Here is a 17407-nt window from a genome sequence, read left to right on the forward strand (position 1 = left end):
GTTGGAAGGGCGAGGCCCCTACCCCACCAGCGGCACGACGTTGCCGCCGGTGGTTTTGGAGCCCAGGAGCTTCTTGATGTTGCGGGCGGCCTGGCGGATGCGTTGTTCGTTTTCGACGAAGGCCAGGCGGATATATTGGTCGCCATATTCGCCGAAACCCACGCCGGGGGCGACGCCCACGCCGGTTTCCTTGATCAGGAGCTTGGCGAATTCGAGCGAGCCGAGATGGGCGAACTGAGCGGGAATGGGCGCCCAGGCAAACATGGTGGCCTTGGGCACCGGGATTTCCCAGCCCGAGCGGCCAAAACTCTCGACCAGCACATCGCGGCGGGATTTGTAGACCTTGCGGACTTCTTCGATCACGTCATCGGAGCCGTTGAGGGCTGCGGTTGCCGCCACCTGGATGGGCGTGAAGGCGCCGTAATCGAGATAGGACTTCACCCGCGCCAAAGCCGCGATCAGCCGTTCATTGCCCACGGCAAAGCCCACGCGCCAGCCGGGCATGGAATAAGTCTTGGACATTGACGTGAACTCGACTGTGATGTCGATGGCGCCCGGCACCTGCAGCACCGATGGCGGGGGCTCGTTTTCATCGAAGTAGATCTCGGAATAGGCGAGATCGGACAGGATGAAGATGTCGTTGGCCTTACAATATTTGACCACCTCGGTGTAAAAATCGAGGTCGGCCGTATAGGCGGTCGGGTTGGCCGGATAGTTCAGCACCAGCGCGATCGGCTTGGGGATGGAATGCCTGACAGCGCGATCCAGCGAGCGCATGAAATCCTCATTGGGATCAGCCGGCATGGAGCGCACGACGCCGCCCGACATGATGAAGCCGAAGGAATGGATCGGATAGGTCGGATTGGGCACCAGCACCACATCGCCGGGGGCGGTGATGGCGGAGGCCATATTGGCAAAGCCTTCCTTGGAGCCTAGCGTCGCCACGACCTGCGTGTCGGGGTTCAACTTCAAGCCGAAGCGGCGGCCATAATAGCTGGCCTGGGCCTTGCGGAGGCCCGGAATACCGCGCGAGGTCGAATAGCGGTGGGTGCGCGGGTCCTTGACCGTTTCCTGCAGCTTTTCAACGATGTGCTGGGGGGTCGGCATATCCGGATTGCCCATGCCCAGGTCGATGATGTCGACGCCTTCGGCGCGCGCCCTGGCCTTGAGCGGATCGATATGGGCAAAAACGTAAGGGGGCAGACGGCGGATGCGATGGAAATCGTCGCTCATATTATCCTCGGCGGTCCTGCTCGGGACCTTGATCTGGGCCGCGACGCGCCTTGGGCGCACCGGCATCTGATACAGACGCCGTGATTATCGCGGAATTATGGTTGTGAACGGGTTAAACGGCCCCGTTTGGGGCGCTTTTCTCATGTTCGGCTCTTCCCGGCCCTTTTGGTGAGGCCATTCGGGAAGAGCTAGCGGGCGTTCGCGCCCGCCGCTGCGAAGGCGGCCGCCGACACGAAATTGCCGGCGAGCGAGGCTCCAACCAATGCAAATGTGTACAGGGACGGCATGTCTCTTGCCCTTCAGAAGCGTTTTTTGTAATGAAACCAGCTATCGATAAGGCCGTTCATAAATCCTCGTCGGGGTATTGTAAATGGTCCGGAGGACGCCAACCTTCGGGATCAGAACGGCGTATGTGAGGTAATATCTTGAAGCGGATTGCCCTTGTTACAATCGGCACGCAAGGCGACGTTCAACCCTACCTAGCCTTGGCCATTGCGCTCAAGGAGCGCGGCTATTCGGTTGTATTGGGAGCCTCCGAGGAATTCCAGGACATGGTGGAAGGCTATGGCGTGGAGTTCCACACGCTCGGCCCCTCCATCCAGGCCTTCCTGCTGCAGCAGCGATTCGAGAATGCGATGAGCCAGTCCATGCTCATCAACGGCCCTTCCCTGTTGCGCCAGGGCCAACAGATCGTGGATACCGCCGCGCGCCACGCCTGGAATATGTGCCAGGGTGCCGACATGCTGATCCTCAACATGAATACCAGTTTCGGCATCGACATTGCCGAAGCGCTGCATATTCCGGCGGTGATGGTAGCCTTGCAGCCACTGAATTCGACCAGTGAATTCCCGCTCTGCATCTATTACGGCGCCGATTTCGGCCCGGCCTTCAACAAGCTGACCTATACGGCCATGACCGTGCAGCAGATCTATTACAACCTGCCGCGCAACAAACTGCGCCGCGAGTTGATGGGGCTGGATTCGCGCAAGAAGGGTGGCTTCTTCCGCAATACGGACGGCACGCCGCTGACCACGCTTTACCCCTATTCCCCCGAGATTTCGCCGCGCCCGCGCGATTGGCCCAAGAGTGCCATCGTCACCGGCTATTGGCAGCTCAAGGACCGGACCGACTGGCAGCCCTCCGAGGCATTCCAGAAATTCCTCTCCGAGGGCGAGGCGCCGGTCTATATCGGGTTTGGGTCGATGCCGTTCGGCGCCGAGCGCAATACCAAGATCTTGAAGGAAGCCGTGGCCATGTGGGGCGGCCGTGCGGTCGTGGCGCGCGGCTGGGGCGGCATCAATCCGCAGGATTTGCCGGATACCATCTTCGCCATCGAGAAGGCGCCGCACGACAAGCTGTTCAAATATGTTTCGGCCGTGGTGCATCATGGCGGCGCGGGCACGACATCGGCGGGGCTGCATCTGGGCCGGCCGACCTTCGTCGTGCCGCAGACGGTGGACCAGCCCTATTGGGGCCGCCGGATTTATGAGCTGGGCTGTGGGCCCAAGCCGGTGCGGCTGCGCAAGCTGACCTCGGAAATCCTGGCCGGAGCTCTGGCGGATCTTACGACCAACGAAGACTATCGCCGCAAGGCCGCCGATATCGCCGAAAAGCTGCATGCCGAGAATGGCACGGACAAGGCGATCACGATTATCGAGCGGGTCATGGCGAATTACGTGCCGGCCGCGAACAAGGTCAAGAAGGCCAGGAAGCCGTCGCTTAAGCTGGTTGGGTAGGGGTTCCCTGCCCTGACGTTGTGCGTGGGGGAGCTTTGGCGCTGATGACGTCTCAACACCGTTCTCCCTCGGGCTTGACCCGAGGGCCTCTCTCAATGCGGTGCGGGTGGTAAGTGGCCCTCGGGTCAAGCCCGAGGGAGAACGGTGGGTGCGGGAGCGCTGGACGCACGACCTCGCGGCACAAAAAAGGGAGGCTTTCGCCTCCCTTTTGCGTTTCCAGCGATTGATCCAGCTTACTCTGCCGGCACCGCGTCGGCGTCCAACGCGTCGATGCTTTCGCCGCGGTCGTAGACTTCCTGGTCGAGGATGCCTTCGCGCTTGGCGACGATGGTGGGGATCAGGGCCTGGCCCGCGACGTTGACCGCGGTGCGGCCCATGTCGAGGATCGGATCGACGGCGAGCAGCAAGCCGACGCCTTCGAGCGGCAGGCCCAGGGTCGAGAGGGTCAGGGTCAGCATGACGGTGGCGCCGGTGAGACCGGCAGTGGCGGCGGAGCCGATCACCGAGACGAAGACGATCAGCAGATAATGCTCGATGCCGAGCGGCACGCCAAAGAACTGGGCCACGAAAATGGCCGAGATCGCTGGGTAGATCGCCGCGCAACCATCCATCTTGGTCGTGGCGCCGAGCGGTACGGCGAAGGCGGCATATTCACGCGGCACGCCCAGATTCTGCTCGGTGACGCGTTCGGTGAGCGGCAGCGTGCCGATCGAGGAGCGGGACACGAAAGCCAGCTGGATGGCGGGCCAGGCGCTCTGGAAGTAGCGGATGGGGTTGAGGCCGTGGGCCTGCAACAGGACCGGGTAGACCACGAACAGCACGAGCGCCAAGCCAATGTAGATGGCGGCCGAGAACCAGCCAAGCTGCGCCAACGCGTCCCAGCCATAGACGGCGACGGCATTACCCAGCAGGCCAATGGTACCGATCGGGGTGAGGCGGATCACCCACCACAGGATCTTGTGCACGATCTTGAGGAAGGAGCGGTTGAACGCCAGGAACGGATCGGCAGCCGGGCCGACGCGCAGGGCGGCAATGCCAACGGCGATCGAGACCACCAGGATCTGCAGCACGTTGAAGCTGAGGCTGGTGGAGGCCGAACCATCGGTGACGCGGGTCGAGGCGGTGAGGCCCAGAATGTTGGACGGGATCAGGCCCTTGAGGAAATCGAGCCAGGAGCCGGTGGAGGACGGCGCCCGGGCGGCTTCTGCAGCGACGGCGGTGTTGAGGCCGGGCTGGATGATCAGGCCCAGCGCAATGCCGATGGCCACGGCAATCAGCGCGGTGATGGCGAACCAGAGCAGGGTCTGCCAGACCAGCTTGGCGGCATTGTTGAGTTCGCGCAGATTGGCGATGGACGCCACGATGGCGGTGAAGACCAGCACGGGCACCAAAGCGCGCAGCAGCGAGACGAAGGAGGAGCCGACGGTCGACAGCGTCTGGGTCAGCCAATTGGCATCGCCGGCCGCGTCGGGGCCCATATTGCGGGCGATGAAGCCCAGGACAAGGCCGATGACCATGGCGGCGAGCACCTGGAAGCCGAACGAGCGGTAGAACGGCTTGGGTGCACGCGCCGGGCGCGCGGCAGAAACAGTGGTTGGGGACATGTCAAACCTGTGAAGCACCGAGGAATCGCACACCAATTGAGCGAAGCGCCTCGAAATTAGCCACAAGATAGGCTTGCGGGGCAGTTTTTTCTGCGCATCGTTTTCCGTTTGGCACAAGTGAGAAGAAAATTCTTCTTGGGGCGACGGGCTTTTGCGGCAATCCTGATGCGCGATCAGAGGCGGCGAGACAGCAGCGTCGCCATGCCGGCAACGGCGGGCAGCAGGATCAGCGTGGCGGCATAGGCGATGACCAACAGGCCAAGGCCGGGGTCAAACCAGGCCAAAGCCAGCAGAACTGCGCCGGCAAGGCCGCTGGCGATACCCGTGATGCGATGCACCAGCTTCCAGGCGCGATCCGAGGCGATGGGCCAGGGCATGCGCAGGCCGGCATAGGTGTGGCGCTCAGCCTCAAAGAACACGATGCCCAGGATCAATAGCGCAATGCCCAAACCTGCCCCGGTCAGGCGCACCAGATCGATATCCGAGCCGATGCCGATGACCAAGAGGCCGAGCTGGATTGCCGTGACGACGGCCAGCAGCAGGGTCAGCGCGGGGTCGAGAATATGCTGGACCTTGGCAAAGTGGTTTTTGGTCAGCAGGCGAGCAAGCAGGAAGAAGGCGCCGATCACCAGCACTTCAAAGGGCGCGACCAGCAGGGCGATGTTGCGCGGCCAGAGCCAGTCGGCATAGCTGCCCGACCAATGCGCCGGATAGGCAAAATCGGCGGGAATGCGGACGAAGCCAACGCCGGTAATGGCGACGGTGACCATGAGCAGCAAGAGGTGGAAGCGGGTAACGAGGCTGGACATAGAAGCCTAGATGGGATGATCGCTGCGGAAAACCAGATGCTGCGCAATGCGGGCAAAACAAAAGGGCCGGTTTCCCGGCCCTTTCGCAAAATCGATAAATCCAGGCTTAGCGCTTGGAGAACTGGAAGGACTTGCGGGCCTTGGCCTTGCCGTACTTCTTGCGTTCGACGACGCGGCTGTCACGGGTCAGGAAGCCACCCTTCTTGAGGACCGGGCGCAGGGCCGGCTCGAAGAAGTTCAGGGCCTTGGAGATGCCGTGACGAACGGCACCGGCCTGGCCGGAAAGACCACCACCGGCAACGGTGACGACAACGTCGTACTGGTCATTGCGTTCGGTCGCGACGATCGGCTGCTTGACGATCAGCTGCAGAACGGGACGAGCGAAATAGGTGGCGAATTCGCGACCATTGATGGTCACGGTGCCCTTGCCCGGCTTGATCCAGACGCGGGCAACGGCGTTCTTGCGCTTGCCAGTGGCATAGGCGCGGCCGAGCGAATCCAGCTTCTGCTCATGGATGGGGGCGGTGTTGACGACCGGAGCGACCGAGGTGGTGCCGAGATCTTCGAGGGAGTTGATGGTGTCGGCCATATTACTTCACCCGCACATTCTTGGAGTTCATCGCAGCAACATCCAGCGTGGCCGGGTTCTGCGCTTCATGGGGATGCTCGGCGCCGGAATAGACGCGCAGGTTCTTGAGCTGGGCGCGGGTCAGCGGGCCACCAGGCATCATGCGGCGAACGGCGTTCTCGAGAACGCGCTCGGGGAAACGACCTTCCAGCAGTTCACGAGCGGTACGGTCCTTGATGCCGCCGGGGTAGCCGGTGTGCCAGTAGAAGCGGTGCTGGTCCAGCTTGCGGCCGGTCAGCTTCACCTTGTCGGCATTGATGACAATGATATTGTCGCCCATGTCCATGTGGGGGGTGAAGGTCGGCTTGTGCTTGCCGCGCAGACGCGAAGCGATGATCGAAGCGACACGACCCACGACCAGCCCTTCGGCGTCGATCAGGACCCACTTCTTTTCGATCTCGCTCGGTTTTGCCGAGTAAGTGCTCATCGTTGAATTCCTTAGATTTCTGGCTTGCCGACCTTCATCCAAGGAAGAAAGCAGCATGTTCGGCGGCTCGTGTATGAGGGAAACGCGACGCCGTCAAGGGTCTTAATAAAGACAAGTAATTTCAATCACTTATCTTTGCGGTATTATGATACCGCGCGCTTTGCCCGGATCAGGTCGGCCAGATAGAGCGTCCCTGCCCCCGCCAGCAGGAAGGCCATACCCTGGTGGGCGACGGCCAGATCGATCTGCACCATGCTCAAAAGGGTGGCTATGCCAAGCCCCACCTGGATCAGCACCATGATGGCCAGGCGCGGCAGCCAGACATTGGCGCCGGAAAAGCCGCCATTGCGGGCCTGACGCCAGATCAGCAGGCCAAGATAGATGACGATGGCGTAGGCGATGCAGCGGTGGATGAACTGCACGGTGAGGCCGTTTTCAAAGACATTACGCCAGAGCGGGTCCAGGCGGTCCAGCCCGCTCGGGATCAAAGCACCATCCATCAGCGGCCAGGTGTTGTAGCCCATGCCTGCATCGATGCCGGCGACGAAGGCGCCCGCTGCGATCTGGAGGATAATGAGCGCGATGAAGGCGCCAGCCGTCCAGAGATGGGCGGGCTTGACTGTGCCGGTGATATGGCCGGGATGCAGGCTGCGCGGCACATAGACCAGCGCGATGAACAGAATCGCGGCGGCAGTCAGGTGGGCAGCGAGGCGGTATTGGGAGACCGAGGTCAATTCGGTGAGGCCCGAAGAGACCATCCACCAGCCCAGCACGCCCTGAAAGCCACCCAGCAGGAACAGGCCGAACAGCGGCCAGGCCAGTTGCGCGGTGAAGCGCTTCTGCACCAAAAAGACCAAGAATGGGACGATGAAAAGCACACCCAGGAACCGGCCCAACAGGCGGTGGAACCACTCCCAGAAGAAGATCATCTTGAAGTCGTCCACGCTCATCCAGGTATTGTTGACTTGGTATTGCGGGATCTGCTTGTAGGCGTCGAACTCGGCCAGCCATTGCGCATCGTTGAGCGGCGGAATGATGCCGGAAATGGGCTTCCAGCTGGTGATGGACAGGCCCGACTCGGTGAGCCGCGTGATCCCGCCGACCACCACCATGAGCAGCACGAAGGCAGCCATGACATAGAGCCAGATGCGGACCGGGCGAAGGCGATCGGCCGGATAGCTGGTCTGACTGAGGGCGGGCGAATGGGTCGAAGTCACGGCGCTTTCCCGGTATGAGTTGGGGCATGGGAGTGGTATGCCCCCCCGAACTGTCCCGCAAGAGCACCGATGCCGCACATGACCCAGAGCCACCGCAAGTTGATCGGCGTGTTTTTGACCATGATCTCGATCGCCCTCTGGGCCGTGCTCGGCACCGCGATCTACCTGCTGCTGCCGCCCGGCCTGCCCGCCTGGGTGCTGCTGATCTATTTCATCATTGCAGGAATGGGCTGGCTGTTGCCATCCATGGCAATCATCCGCTGGATGGCGAAGCCGGACGCGGCTGTGAGCGCCAACCAGCAGTAGGCCTGATCCTGGAGGACACCTTAGGCTGAATTGGGCACCTGGTTACCTCGCCCCTCAGGGGAGAGGTCGGCGCGTAGCGCCGGGTGAGGGGTGCGATGCTGCAACGTGCGTGATGGTCGAGCATCGCACCCCTCACCCTGGCCCTCTCCCCTGAGGGGCGAGGGGACGATAGAGCCGCTGGATCGGCCGATATATGATGACTCTGGAGGAGTGAAGGGCCACCCCTGATCCTAGCCCGTCAGCTTGCCCATGGTGGAGAAGATCACTCCTGTCGCAAATACATCGACATAGCGGCGTGATTGAAAGTAACCGTTGAGCGAGACGCGCGGCAAAGCGTGCAGGCTTTGGGCGTGGTGGGCATAGAGGCCGCCCGGACGGGTGGTAACGCCGCTGACGAAGCCGAGTTCGCGCGCCATGTCGAATTCGCGCTGGCCGGCCGAGGCCGGGCCGCCGATGGGATAGGAAATGTGGCTGGGGCGTTGGCCGAACTGGGCCAGCAGCACATCGGCCGATTGCTGCATTTCGGAGCGAGCCTGATCGGCGTCGAGCTTGGCCAGCTCGTAATGGTGCACAGTATGGGCGCCGATGGTGCAGAGCGGATCGTCGGCCAATAGACGCAGTTCCTGCCAGTCCATGATGAGAGAGCGGCATTGCTGGGCCAGGTCGTAGCCGTAGCTGCGAGCAAAACTGTGCATCAGTTCGACGCGGTCGGCCTCGGGCATTTTGCGCATGCGCCAATAGAGCGTGTCATAGGCCTGCTGCTTCTGGGCCGTGGTGCGGGTATCGACATAGTCCGTCTCGTCGCCCTGGGTGAAGGCGACGGCATCCTGGCGAGCGATAATGTCCTCGATGGCCTGCCACCAGATGTCGCCAACGCCATCGACCAGCGCAGTGGGAACATAAAGCGTGAACGGCGCTTCGTGGCGGCGTAGCACGGGCAGCGCGTATTGCAGATTGTCCTTATAGGCATCGTCAAAGGTGAGGACGACGAAGGGGCGGCCCTTTTCGCTGGCCTTCAGCCGTTCGATGGCTTCGTCCAGGCTGACGATATCGATGCCCAGATCGCGGACGCGTTCGATGACATAGTCGAGGAAATCCGGCGTCACCTGCAGGATGGCATTGGGCGAGAAATCAGCCGGCGCATCGGGCAGGACCCGGTGCAGGGTTAAGATGACGCCGCGCGAGGCCGAAAGGGTCCGCAACAATCGGGGCAGCCGGGACAGCCACAGCGCCTCGAACATGGCCCTGATGGCGGTATATTTCAGCGACATTGCGGGCTCCGGTCAGGCAGCGACACGCTCGGGCGCGGCGGCGATCTCGATCGAGCCGAAGCCGGCTTCAGCCAGTTGAATGCGGGTCTGCTCGATGGCCTCGAAGGGCTCGTCCTTGGGGGCAACCAGCAGGATGCGGCCATCCAGCGCGCCGAACATGGAGAGGGTGGAGGCCATGCCAACGGGGCCGGTCATGATGACAACCACCTCGTAGATGTCGCCCAGGGCCTCGATCAGGGTGATCGGCTTGGTGGAGCGGCGGTCGATCGCACTCCCCTGCCCCCAGGGAATTTCGGCAAAGCTGTTATCGGCCGATTTGTGCACGACGTCGCCGAAGCTGACGCTTTCGGTGCTCAGATCGGTCAGGCCCGCCTCGTCGGAGGCGCGCCCGCTGCCAGCGTCGACCAGGGCCACGCTCAGGCCCTTGGCGAGCGCGTCGCCCACCAGTTCCTCGGCGAGGTCTTCGCAATCTTCATTGGAACTTTGGCCGGCCAGAATGACCAGATGGGTGCGGCCCAGCACCAGGTCCGAGGCGAGCTGGCTATAGCTGATGGTGTTCGCCGGCAGCATGTTTGCGCGGGCTGGCTGGGCGGCAACTTCGGCTTCGGCTGCGACTTCTGGCTCGGCCATGATGACCTGCGCAGGTTCTTCGGCCGATGGGGCTGGCTCGTCTTGCGCCGCGACAACGGGCTCCACCCGCTCGGGTGCAGGCTCGTCTTTCACGGGCACGATTTCGGCCACAGCGGGCTCTTCCCAGCGCTGGTCGGGCTCAAGCTCGTCTTCGGAGAATGGCACTTCTTCCAGCTCGTCCTGCGGGCGGGCGCCGGGAACGATGGCGCGGCCCGAGATCAGTTCGGAGAAGATGATGATGCCGACCTGCAGCGCCACCGAAACGATGCCGACAGCCAGCAGCACCATCTGGGTGCGCGGCGAGGCCGGGGAGACAGACGGGGCCGCGACGCTGATGACACGCACATCCGGCAGGGCCGAGTTGGAGTCGGTGCGCGAAATGGCTTCGTTATAGCGCTGCAGATAGCCCTCGAGCAGGTCGCGCTGGGCCTTGGCCTCGCGCTCCAGGCCGTCGAGCGTCACCGTATCCTGCGTGGCGGTGGAGGCGGAGGATTTGACGCGGGTCAGATCGGCCTGCAGCGAGGCTTCGACGTCGGCCTCGACCTGGGCTTCGGCTTCCAGCGCCTCGGCAACACGGCGGCCTTCGATGGCGATCTGGTTGTTGAGTTCGGCGATCTGGGCGGTCAGCGCCTGAATGGTGGGGTGATTGCCCAGCAAAGTGGCCGAACGTTGCGCCTTTTCGCCCTGCAGGCGAGCCTTTTCCTCGCTGAGCTGCTGGATGACCGGCGACTGGCGCACGTCATTGAGGCTATCGATCGGCTGGCCGCGATCAAGCAGGCCGCGAATGACGGCGGCGCGCGACAGGGCCGTATTCTTGCGTTCCTGGGCGGCGCTGATCTGGCTGGCAATGGTGGACAGCTGCTGATCGACCAGGCTGGTATTGTTGCCGCCGCTAAACAGGTCATTGTTCACCTTGAAATCGGCGACGGCCCGCTCGGCATCGGTCACGCGGACGCGCAGCTTGTCGATTTCCTCACGCAGCCAGGTGGACGCCTCGGCGGTATCCGAAAGCGAAAGCTGGGCGCGGCGGGTGACGTGCGCGTTGGCGACGGCATTGGCAATATCGGCGGCCAATTGCGGATTGGTCGAACGGATCAGCACCGAAATGATGCGCGAGTCGCGCGCCTGGATCACGGTCATGCGGTCGTAGAGTGTGCTCAGCACCACCTCGTCCACGCTGACCGGCGCCGATTTACGGCCCAGCATCCGGGTGATCACTGCCATGGGCGAAAAACCGCCGCCGGCAGACCCGTTGAACTCGGGCACCGAGCGCAGGTCGAGTTGGTCGACCACCTTGAGCAGAGTGTCGCGCGACTTCAGCAGTTCCATCTGGCTGGAAACCACGCTGGCGTCAGTGGGACTGGTCGAAGCCGACTCGTTGGCAGCCCGGGTATAAACATTGTCCCGCTGCTCGATCAGGATGGATGCCGAGGATTCATACAGCCGCGGCTGAAACATCAGAAAGGCGAAAGCAGCAGCCAGCAACAGCAGTGTAATGAGGATGATGCGAGGCAGACGCCTGAAGACGGCGCCAAGCACCGCTCCCACATCTATTCGCGCATCGCGCACAGCCGGCGACTCATAAGTCATCGCAATCCCTCGTTTGTCGGCAGGATTTATGGCCGCAACGTAGTAAGCAATCCGTTAAACTTCATGCAGATCGCAATAGTACGATGCCGGCTTAAGGGAATTCTTAACCATAGCCGGATGACATTGGCGTCACCTCAAATGCGCGAGATTCTGATGCGCTGGCTGCCAATTCTCATCGTCGCTCTCATGCCGCTGGCGGGTTGCGCCACTACGCGCCCGGCCACTTATCTGGTGGAGACCAAGGGGCCATATCAACTCGATACCGGCGACTCGGTGCGCGTTACCGTCTATGGCGACGCGGAACTCAGCTCGACCTATCGCGTCGATGACGCCGGCTCCATCGCCTTTCCGCTGGTCGGGCCGGTGCAGGTGCGCGGCACGACGACAACGGGCGCAGCCGCCCGGCTCGCGGCGGCGCTGTCCAATGGCTTCATGCGCAATCCCAACGTGGCCGTGGAAGTGGCTGAGTATCGTCCCTTCTTCATCCAGGGCGAAATCGCCAATGCCGGCCAGTTCCCCTATGTCTACGGCATGACGGTACGCGCCGCGATCAGCACGGCGGGCGGCTTCTCCGATACGGCCAACCGTGACACGGCGGTCGTTTACCGTAGGCAAGGCAATGAGATGGCCAAGGGCGTTGTTGGGCTCGACTTCCCGATCTTCCCGGGCGATACCATCGTCATCGAAGAAAGATGGTTCTGACGGAGCGATAGATGGCCGGACCCAAGCTGCGCATCCTGCAAGTGATGCGCGCTCCCGTGGGCGGCCTGTTCCGGCACGTTGCCGACCTCACACGCGCACTCTCCGAAATGGGGCATGATGTTGGCCTTGTGGTCGATAGCCTTGCCAATGATGCCCAGACCGAAAGCAAGCTAGAGGCTTTACTGCCCTATGCCAGCCTGGGCATTCATCGCTTTGCCATGCCGCGCGTGCTGGGGCGCGGGGATATGGTCACGCCGCTGGGTGTGCGCAAGCTCGCCAGATCGCTGGATATCGATGTGCTGCATGGCCATGGCGCCAAGGGTGGCTTTTATGCCCGGCTCGCCAGGATTGGCGGGGGCAAGGCGATTGCGGTCTATACGCCGCATGGCGGGGTGCTGCATTTTTCCCGCGCATCGCGATCGGGCCGCATCTTTCACCGGCTCGAGCGCCTGCTGATGGGTCAGACCGGCGCCATCATTTTCGAGAGCGCCTATGCGCAAAAAACCTATTCGGCGCTGATTGGCGAGCCCACCTGCCCCACGCGTATCATTTACAATGGGCTGACGCCGGACGAATTCGTGCCCGTACCGCCCGACGCTGACGCGGCCGATTTCGTGTTTGTCGGCGAATTGCGCGACCTCAAGGGTATTCACGTGCTGGCCGAGGCGCTGGCGGGGGTCCGCCGCCCCGATGGCCAGCCCGCGACGCTGACGCTGGCGGGCGACGGACCGGACCGGGCAGCATTGGTCGAGCAGATCGCACGGCTGGGACTTACCGAGCGGATCACCCTGCCCGGCGCACAGCCGGCGCGCGCGATGTTTTCGCGCGGGCGCTGCATCATCGTGCCCTCGCTGGCCGAATCCCTGCCCTATATCGTGCTAGAGGCCGCCGCCGCGCGGCTGCCGGTGATCGCCACCAATGTCGGCGGCATTCCCGAAATCTTTGAGGGCAGCGCGGAAAGCCTGATCCCGCCCAGCGATGTTCCGGCCCTGCAACAGGCCATGCAGCGCGTGCTGGACGACCCGCGGACGGCGCGGGCGGAAATGGAAATGCGGCTGGCGCGGATCGAAAGTGCTTTCTCGCTGGCCAACATGGCCGGGCAAATCGAAGCGCTCTATCAATTGCTGTTGGTAAAGACTTAGGCAGTCGGTTTCACCGAGTTTTCATTCCTTGAACCCAAGATGTCGCCAGTTTCGAGGACTGGTGGCATTCAGAATGTATCGTGTCGATGCAAAACAAGCCGTGCTGGATCACGTATCCAAGCAGGGCGTGGCGGGCGAGCGTCAGCTTTCGCCCGAGGCGGAGGCGATTATCGCAGCGCCGGTTGAGCGGACGCTGTCGGGCGCCGTGGTCGTGGGCATCGCGCAGGTGATCGAAGCCGTGCTGCTGGCGGGGCTGGGCTATTTCATCTTTGAAACGCTGGTGGCGATCGGGGAGGCCGAATTCTATGTGCCGGTAATCCTGGCATCGTGCCTGTTGGCGAATGTGCTGTTCAACGCCGCCCGCACCCACCGCATTGTCGCCTATCGCACCCTGTTCAACCAGATCGGCCGCGTGCTGGTGGGCTGGACGCTGGTGATGACCGTGCTGGCAGTCGGCATCTTCTTCTTCAAGGCCGCCGACCTGTTCTCGCGCCTGTGGCTGCTGAGCTGGTTCGTTGGTGGCGCGGTGTTGCTGGTCGCCTATCGGCTGGTCTTGCGCGCCATAGTCATGCGCTGGACGGCCGCTGGCAGGCTGCGGCGCCGCACCGTCATCGTGGGTGGCGGCAAGGATGCCGAAGTGCTGATCGAACAGATCCGCGCCAGCGCCAACAACGATATTCGCCTGCTCGGCCTGTTCGATGACCGTGTCGATGCACGCTCGCCCGATAGCGTTGCGGGCTCCCCCAAGCTGGGCAAGGTTGCCGATCTCATCGAATTCGCGCGCCGCACGCCGATCGACCTGGTCATCGTGTCCATGCCGCTTTCGGCCGAAAAGCGCGTGCTGGAAATGCTGACTCAGCTGTGGGTCCTGCCGGTCGATATCCGGCTCTCCGCGCATATGAGCAAGCTGCGGTTCACCGACCGCGCCTATTCCTATGTCGGCGATATCGCCGTGTTCGACATGGCCGATAGGCCGATTTCGGACTGGAACCTGGTGTTCAAATGGGTGTTCGACAAAGTGGTGGCGCTGACCGCATTGATCCTGCTGTCGCCCGTCATGATCGCCACCGCCATCGCCATCAAGCTCGAGAGCAAGGGGCCGGTGTTCTTCATGCAGAACCGGCATGGCTTCAACAACGAGCTGATCAAGGTCTATAAATTCCGCTCGATGCGCACCGACATGCTCGATGCCTCGGCCGCCAAGCTGGTGACCAAGGGGGATCCACGCGTCACCAAGGTCGGCAAGATCATCCGCAAAAGCTCGATCGATGAGCTGCCGCAGCTGTTCAATGTGCTCAAAGGCGAGCTTTCCATCGTCGGCCCCCGCCCGCACGCGCTACAGGCCAAGGCCGACAACAAGCTCTATTACGAGGCCGTCGAAGGCTATTTCGCCCGCCACCGCGTCAAGCCGGGCATGACCGGCTGGGCCCAGGTCAATGGCTGGCGCGGGGAAACCGACACGATCGACAAGATCATGCAGCGGGTGAACCACGACCTTTATTATATCGAGCACTGGTCGATCCTGTTCGATCTCTACATCGTGCTGCTGACCCCGGTGTCCCTCGTTTCCAAGAATGAGAATGCATATTGAGCAGCATCGGGGCGGTTGATGGCGGCGCCTTTACGGCCGGATCCAAGGGGTTCGGCCTTGCCGTGCTGCGCTCCAAAACCGGGCGGCTGCTGGATATCCTGGTGGGCTTCTGGGTCTTTACCGGCGCCCTGGTGTTTATCGAGCCCTCGCCCTACGAGGTGAGCTTTGCCGCCGTATTGCCGGTGGCGGTCCTGGCCGGCATGGGTCTCTATCGGTCCACCTACGGCCTTTTCGCCATCATGCTCGGCTTTATTCCCTTCGCGCTGATCGCGGTGTTTCAGGTGCGGACCACCCCGCTCGATGACGCATTGGTCTTCACCATCGTCACCATCTTCCTGCTGCTGACCAGCTATTTCATCGCCAATTACCTCGCCGAAGACACGACACGGCGATCGCGCCTTGTCATGGGCGCCTATACGGCAGCGGCGGTGATCGTGTCGGTGATCGGCACACTCGCCTATCTGCGGCTCATACCCGCCGCCGATCTTTTCATGCTCTATGGCCGCGCCAAGGGCACGTTCAAGGACCCCAATGTCTTTGGGCCATTCCTCGTGCTGCCGGCCATGTTCGCCCTGCAGCGCGTACTGCTGTTCAAGGGACGGCGGGCGCTGGTTGCGGGCCTGGTCTATGGCATTCTCTTTGTCGGCGTGTTTGCGAGTTTTTCGCGCGCCGCCTGGGGGCATTTTGCCTTCTCGTCCATCATGGTGATGGGCCTGGTGTTCTGGCTGGAGGCGGCGGCGCGCGACAAGGTGCGCATCATGATCATGTCGCTGCTTGGGCTGGTCATGCTCGGAGTAGCATTGGCCGGACTGCTCAGCATTCCCTCGGTGTCGTCACTGTTCGAGCAACGCGCCGCCGGACAAAGCTATGACGAGGGCGAAACGGGCCGGTTTGGCCGGCAGGGCTATGCCTACGATCTGGCGCTGGAACATCCCTGGGGCATCGGCCCCAAGGAATTCCGCAATTTGCGGGTGAGCGAAGACCCGCACAATGTCTATGTCACCGTGCTGCATGTCTATGGCTGGGGCGGCGGCTTTTTCTATTATCTGCTGGTGATCCTGACGCTCTGGCGCGGCTTCGCGGCTCTGGCACGCCCCTCGCCCTACCGGCTGATCATGATTCCATTGATCAGCACATTCGTCATGCTGGCCGGCGAGTCGGCCATTATCGACACCGATCACTGGCGCCACTATTTCCTGATTGCCGGAATGATCTGGGGTATCTCCACCGCCATTCGCAACGACCACCGTTCCGGCGCGCCGCGCGAGCAGATGGTCATTTAGGCCAGAGCGCGCCGCGCAGATAGCGCTCGGCCAATTGGGCGGTTCCGGCGGCGAAGCCCCGCCTGTGGGTTTGCGCCAGTCGCGTTTCGGCATGCGAGCCGATCCAGGCCAACAGGGCCATGCGGCGCAGCATGACCATGGAATCGATAGCCTCGACATGCTCATCGCCCAGCGGCCGCATGGTGCGGTAGCCCTCGATCCAGCATGAGCGCAGGCCCGGCACGGCGGCATGGGTTTCGTGGAAGGAGATGGCTGCGGCAAAATCGTAGACGAACCAGCAGAAGCCGGCATCGTCAAAATCGATCAGCGTCACATTGGAGCCATCGACCAGCAGATTGCCCAGCCGCATGTCCGCATGGATCAATCCGAACCGGTCTTCGCCCAGGCCATATTCGCTCAATCGCCGCCACAGGGCGGAATCGGTGCGGTCGAGAACGCTGCGGATCGCTGCGTCGACGCCCGGCGCGATGCGCCAATCGCCCCATAGCCCGTCGGCATCCAGAATGCTCGCCGCGCGCCAGACCGGCCGCTGGAAGCCCTCGGGCCGCTGCCATTGGGTGGCATGCAGGTGTAATTGCGCTGCATAGCGCCCCAGGGTGCGGAACAGTTCGCACATATTGTTGTCAGGTGCCGGCTCGATGCCGTCGGCAAAACGGAAAAGCACGGCGAGGTGCGTTTTCTCGGCCGGTGTCTTGAAGGCCTGCAGCAGCCTGCCATCCCTGCCGGGAATGGGTTCGGGAATCGGCACATCGGTATCGCGCCGCAGGGCCGTGAGCCAGGCCAGTTCGCTCTCGATGGCGGGACGCGACTGATAGCCGGGACGATGGATCCGCAGGGTAAAACGGCCGCGGCGCTCGGTCTCGACCAGGAAGGTCTGGTTTTCCGAATGATTGATCAGCCTGGCGGTGCCCCCGGCCAGATCGGGCCAGAGCGACAATGCCGGCTGAACGTCGCCTGCGCTGAGCGGCATCACGGCTCTCCAGATTGCATCGCACCCCGAGAGGGTAGCAAGAGGATCATCGATGTGGAGGGATTTGGTCGGAGCGGCCGGATTTGAACCGACGACCCTTTGTCCCCCAGACAAATGCGCTACCAGGCTGCGCTACGCCCCGACTGCGCGGAGACATACGGAAAGGGTGGTTTTGATGCAAGAGGTGTTTTCGGGAAAATGGAACAAACCCACATTCGTCGCAGCCTAAACGTGTTCGGGCGCCGCCGGGAGTCCCCAGACAGATTGG

General features: G+C 62.4%; 15 protein-coding genes and 1 tRNA gene. 6 read left to right on the plus strand and 10 right to left on the minus strand.

Going from position 1 to position 17407, the window contains the following annotated elements; translation table 11 throughout:
• Positions 1-18: 18 nt before the first annotated feature.
• Entirely contained in the window at positions 19-1233 is a 1215-nt protein-coding gene (locus FF80_RS03650) for an LL-diaminopimelate aminotransferase (RefSeq protein WP_035097774.1), read from the minus strand.
• A 425-nt stretch (positions 1234-1658) separates the two neighbouring features.
• Between FF80_RS03650 and FF80_RS03655 the strand changes: the two genes are divergently transcribed.
• On the plus strand, positions 1659-2969 hold the full coding sequence (locus FF80_RS03655; protein ID WP_152558251.1) for a glycosyltransferase: 1311 nt from the start codon (positions 1659-1661) through the stop codon (positions 2967-2969).
• A gap of 233 nt (positions 2970-3202) precedes the next feature.
• Here the strand turns inward: FF80_RS03655 and FF80_RS03660 are convergent, their stop codons facing one another.
• The 5 genes from FF80_RS03660 to FF80_RS03680 form a co-directional block, all read right to left on the minus strand.
• Positions 3203-4573 (minus strand): dicarboxylate/amino acid:cation symporter, encoded by a 1371-nt coding sequence (locus tag FF80_RS03660; protein WP_035097618.1) that lies wholly within the window; start codon positions 4571-4573, stop codon positions 3203-3205.
• 173 nt (positions 4574-4746) lie between these two features.
• A complete protein-coding gene (locus tag FF80_RS03665; protein ID WP_035097621.1) occupies positions 4747-5382 on the minus strand; it encodes an SdpI family protein in 636 nt (211 codons plus the stop codon).
• Between the two features lie 106 nt (positions 5383-5488).
• Positions 5489-5971, minus strand: a complete 483-nt coding sequence (rpsI, locus tag FF80_RS03670; RefSeq protein ID WP_035097623.1) for a 30S ribosomal protein S9 — start codon at positions 5969-5971, stop codon at positions 5489-5491.
• 1 nt (position 5972) lies between these two features.
• Positions 5973-6437, minus strand: coding sequence for a 50S ribosomal protein L13 (gene rplM, locus FF80_RS03675; RefSeq protein ID WP_035097625.1), 465 nt, complete (start codon positions 6435-6437; stop codon positions 5973-5975).
• A 143-nt stretch (positions 6438-6580) separates the two neighbouring features.
• On the minus strand, positions 6581-7654 hold the full coding sequence (locus FF80_RS03680; RefSeq protein WP_052153135.1) for a COX15/CtaA family protein: 1074 nt from the start codon (positions 7652-7654) through the stop codon (positions 6581-6583).
• Between the two features lie 69 nt (positions 7655-7723).
• On the opposite strand from FF80_RS03680, the gene FF80_RS03685 reads away from it, so the two are divergent.
• Positions 7724-7960 carry a DUF2842 domain-containing protein gene (locus FF80_RS03685; protein WP_052153136.1) on the plus strand — a complete coding sequence of 79 codons (237 nt, stop codon included), beginning with the start codon at positions 7724-7726 and terminating at the stop codon, positions 7958-7960.
• Positions 7961-8190: 230 nt separating this feature from the next.
• Here FF80_RS03685 and FF80_RS03690 read toward each other — a convergent pair whose 3' ends face one another.
• Positions 8191-9231 carry a polysaccharide deacetylase family protein gene (locus tag FF80_RS03690; RefSeq protein ID WP_035097627.1) on the minus strand — a complete coding sequence of 347 codons (1041 nt, stop codon included), beginning with the start codon at positions 9229-9231 and terminating at the stop codon, positions 8191-8193.
• Between the two features lie 12 nt (positions 9232-9243).
• A complete protein-coding gene (locus tag FF80_RS03695; protein ID WP_052153137.1) occupies positions 9244-11451 on the minus strand; it encodes a GumC family protein in 2208 nt (735 codons plus the stop codon).
• Between the two features lie 138 nt (positions 11452-11589).
• On the opposite strand from FF80_RS03695, the gene FF80_RS03705 reads away from it, so the two are divergent.
• The 4 genes from FF80_RS03705 (at position 11590) to FF80_RS03720 (ending at position 16169) form a co-directional block, all read left to right on the plus strand.
• The gene (locus tag FF80_RS03705) at positions 11590-12153 is read left to right on the plus strand and encodes a polysaccharide biosynthesis/export family protein (RefSeq protein WP_052153138.1); all 564 of its coding nucleotides are present in this window, start codon (positions 11590-11592) and stop codon (positions 12151-12153) included.
• Positions 12154-12164: 11 nt separating this feature from the next.
• Positions 12165-13295, plus strand: a complete 1131-nt coding sequence (locus tag FF80_RS03710; protein ID WP_035097633.1) for a glycosyltransferase family 4 protein — start codon at positions 12165-12167, stop codon at positions 13293-13295.
• Positions 13296-13368: 73 nt separating this feature from the next.
• Positions 13369-14886 (plus strand): undecaprenyl-phosphate glucose phosphotransferase, encoded by a 1518-nt coding sequence (locus FF80_RS03715; protein WP_035097634.1) that lies wholly within the window; start codon positions 13369-13371, stop codon positions 14884-14886.
• Complete coding sequence (locus tag FF80_RS03720; RefSeq protein ID WP_052153139.1) at positions 14883-16169, plus strand: O-antigen ligase family protein; 1287 nt, start codon at positions 14883-14885, stop codon at positions 16167-16169. Before FF80_RS03715 ends, FF80_RS03720 begins: the two co-directional genes overlap by 4 nt.
• Here the strand turns inward: FF80_RS03720 and FF80_RS03725 are convergent.
• Positions 16162-17139 carry a phosphotransferase gene (locus tag FF80_RS03725; RefSeq protein ID WP_052153140.1) on the minus strand — a complete coding sequence of 326 codons (978 nt, stop codon included), beginning with the start codon at positions 17137-17139 and terminating at the stop codon, positions 16162-16164. The two genes, FF80_RS03720 and FF80_RS03725, sit on opposite strands and share 8 nt — an antisense overlap.
• A 65-nt stretch (positions 17140-17204) precedes the next feature.
• A tRNA-Pro gene (locus FF80_RS03730) sits at positions 17205-17281 on the minus strand.
• Positions 17282-17407 lie beyond the last annotated feature (126 nt).

This window comes from Devosia sp. LC5, assembly GCF_000735585.1.
Lineage (GTDB): Bacteria > Pseudomonadota > Alphaproteobacteria > Rhizobiales > Devosiaceae > Devosia.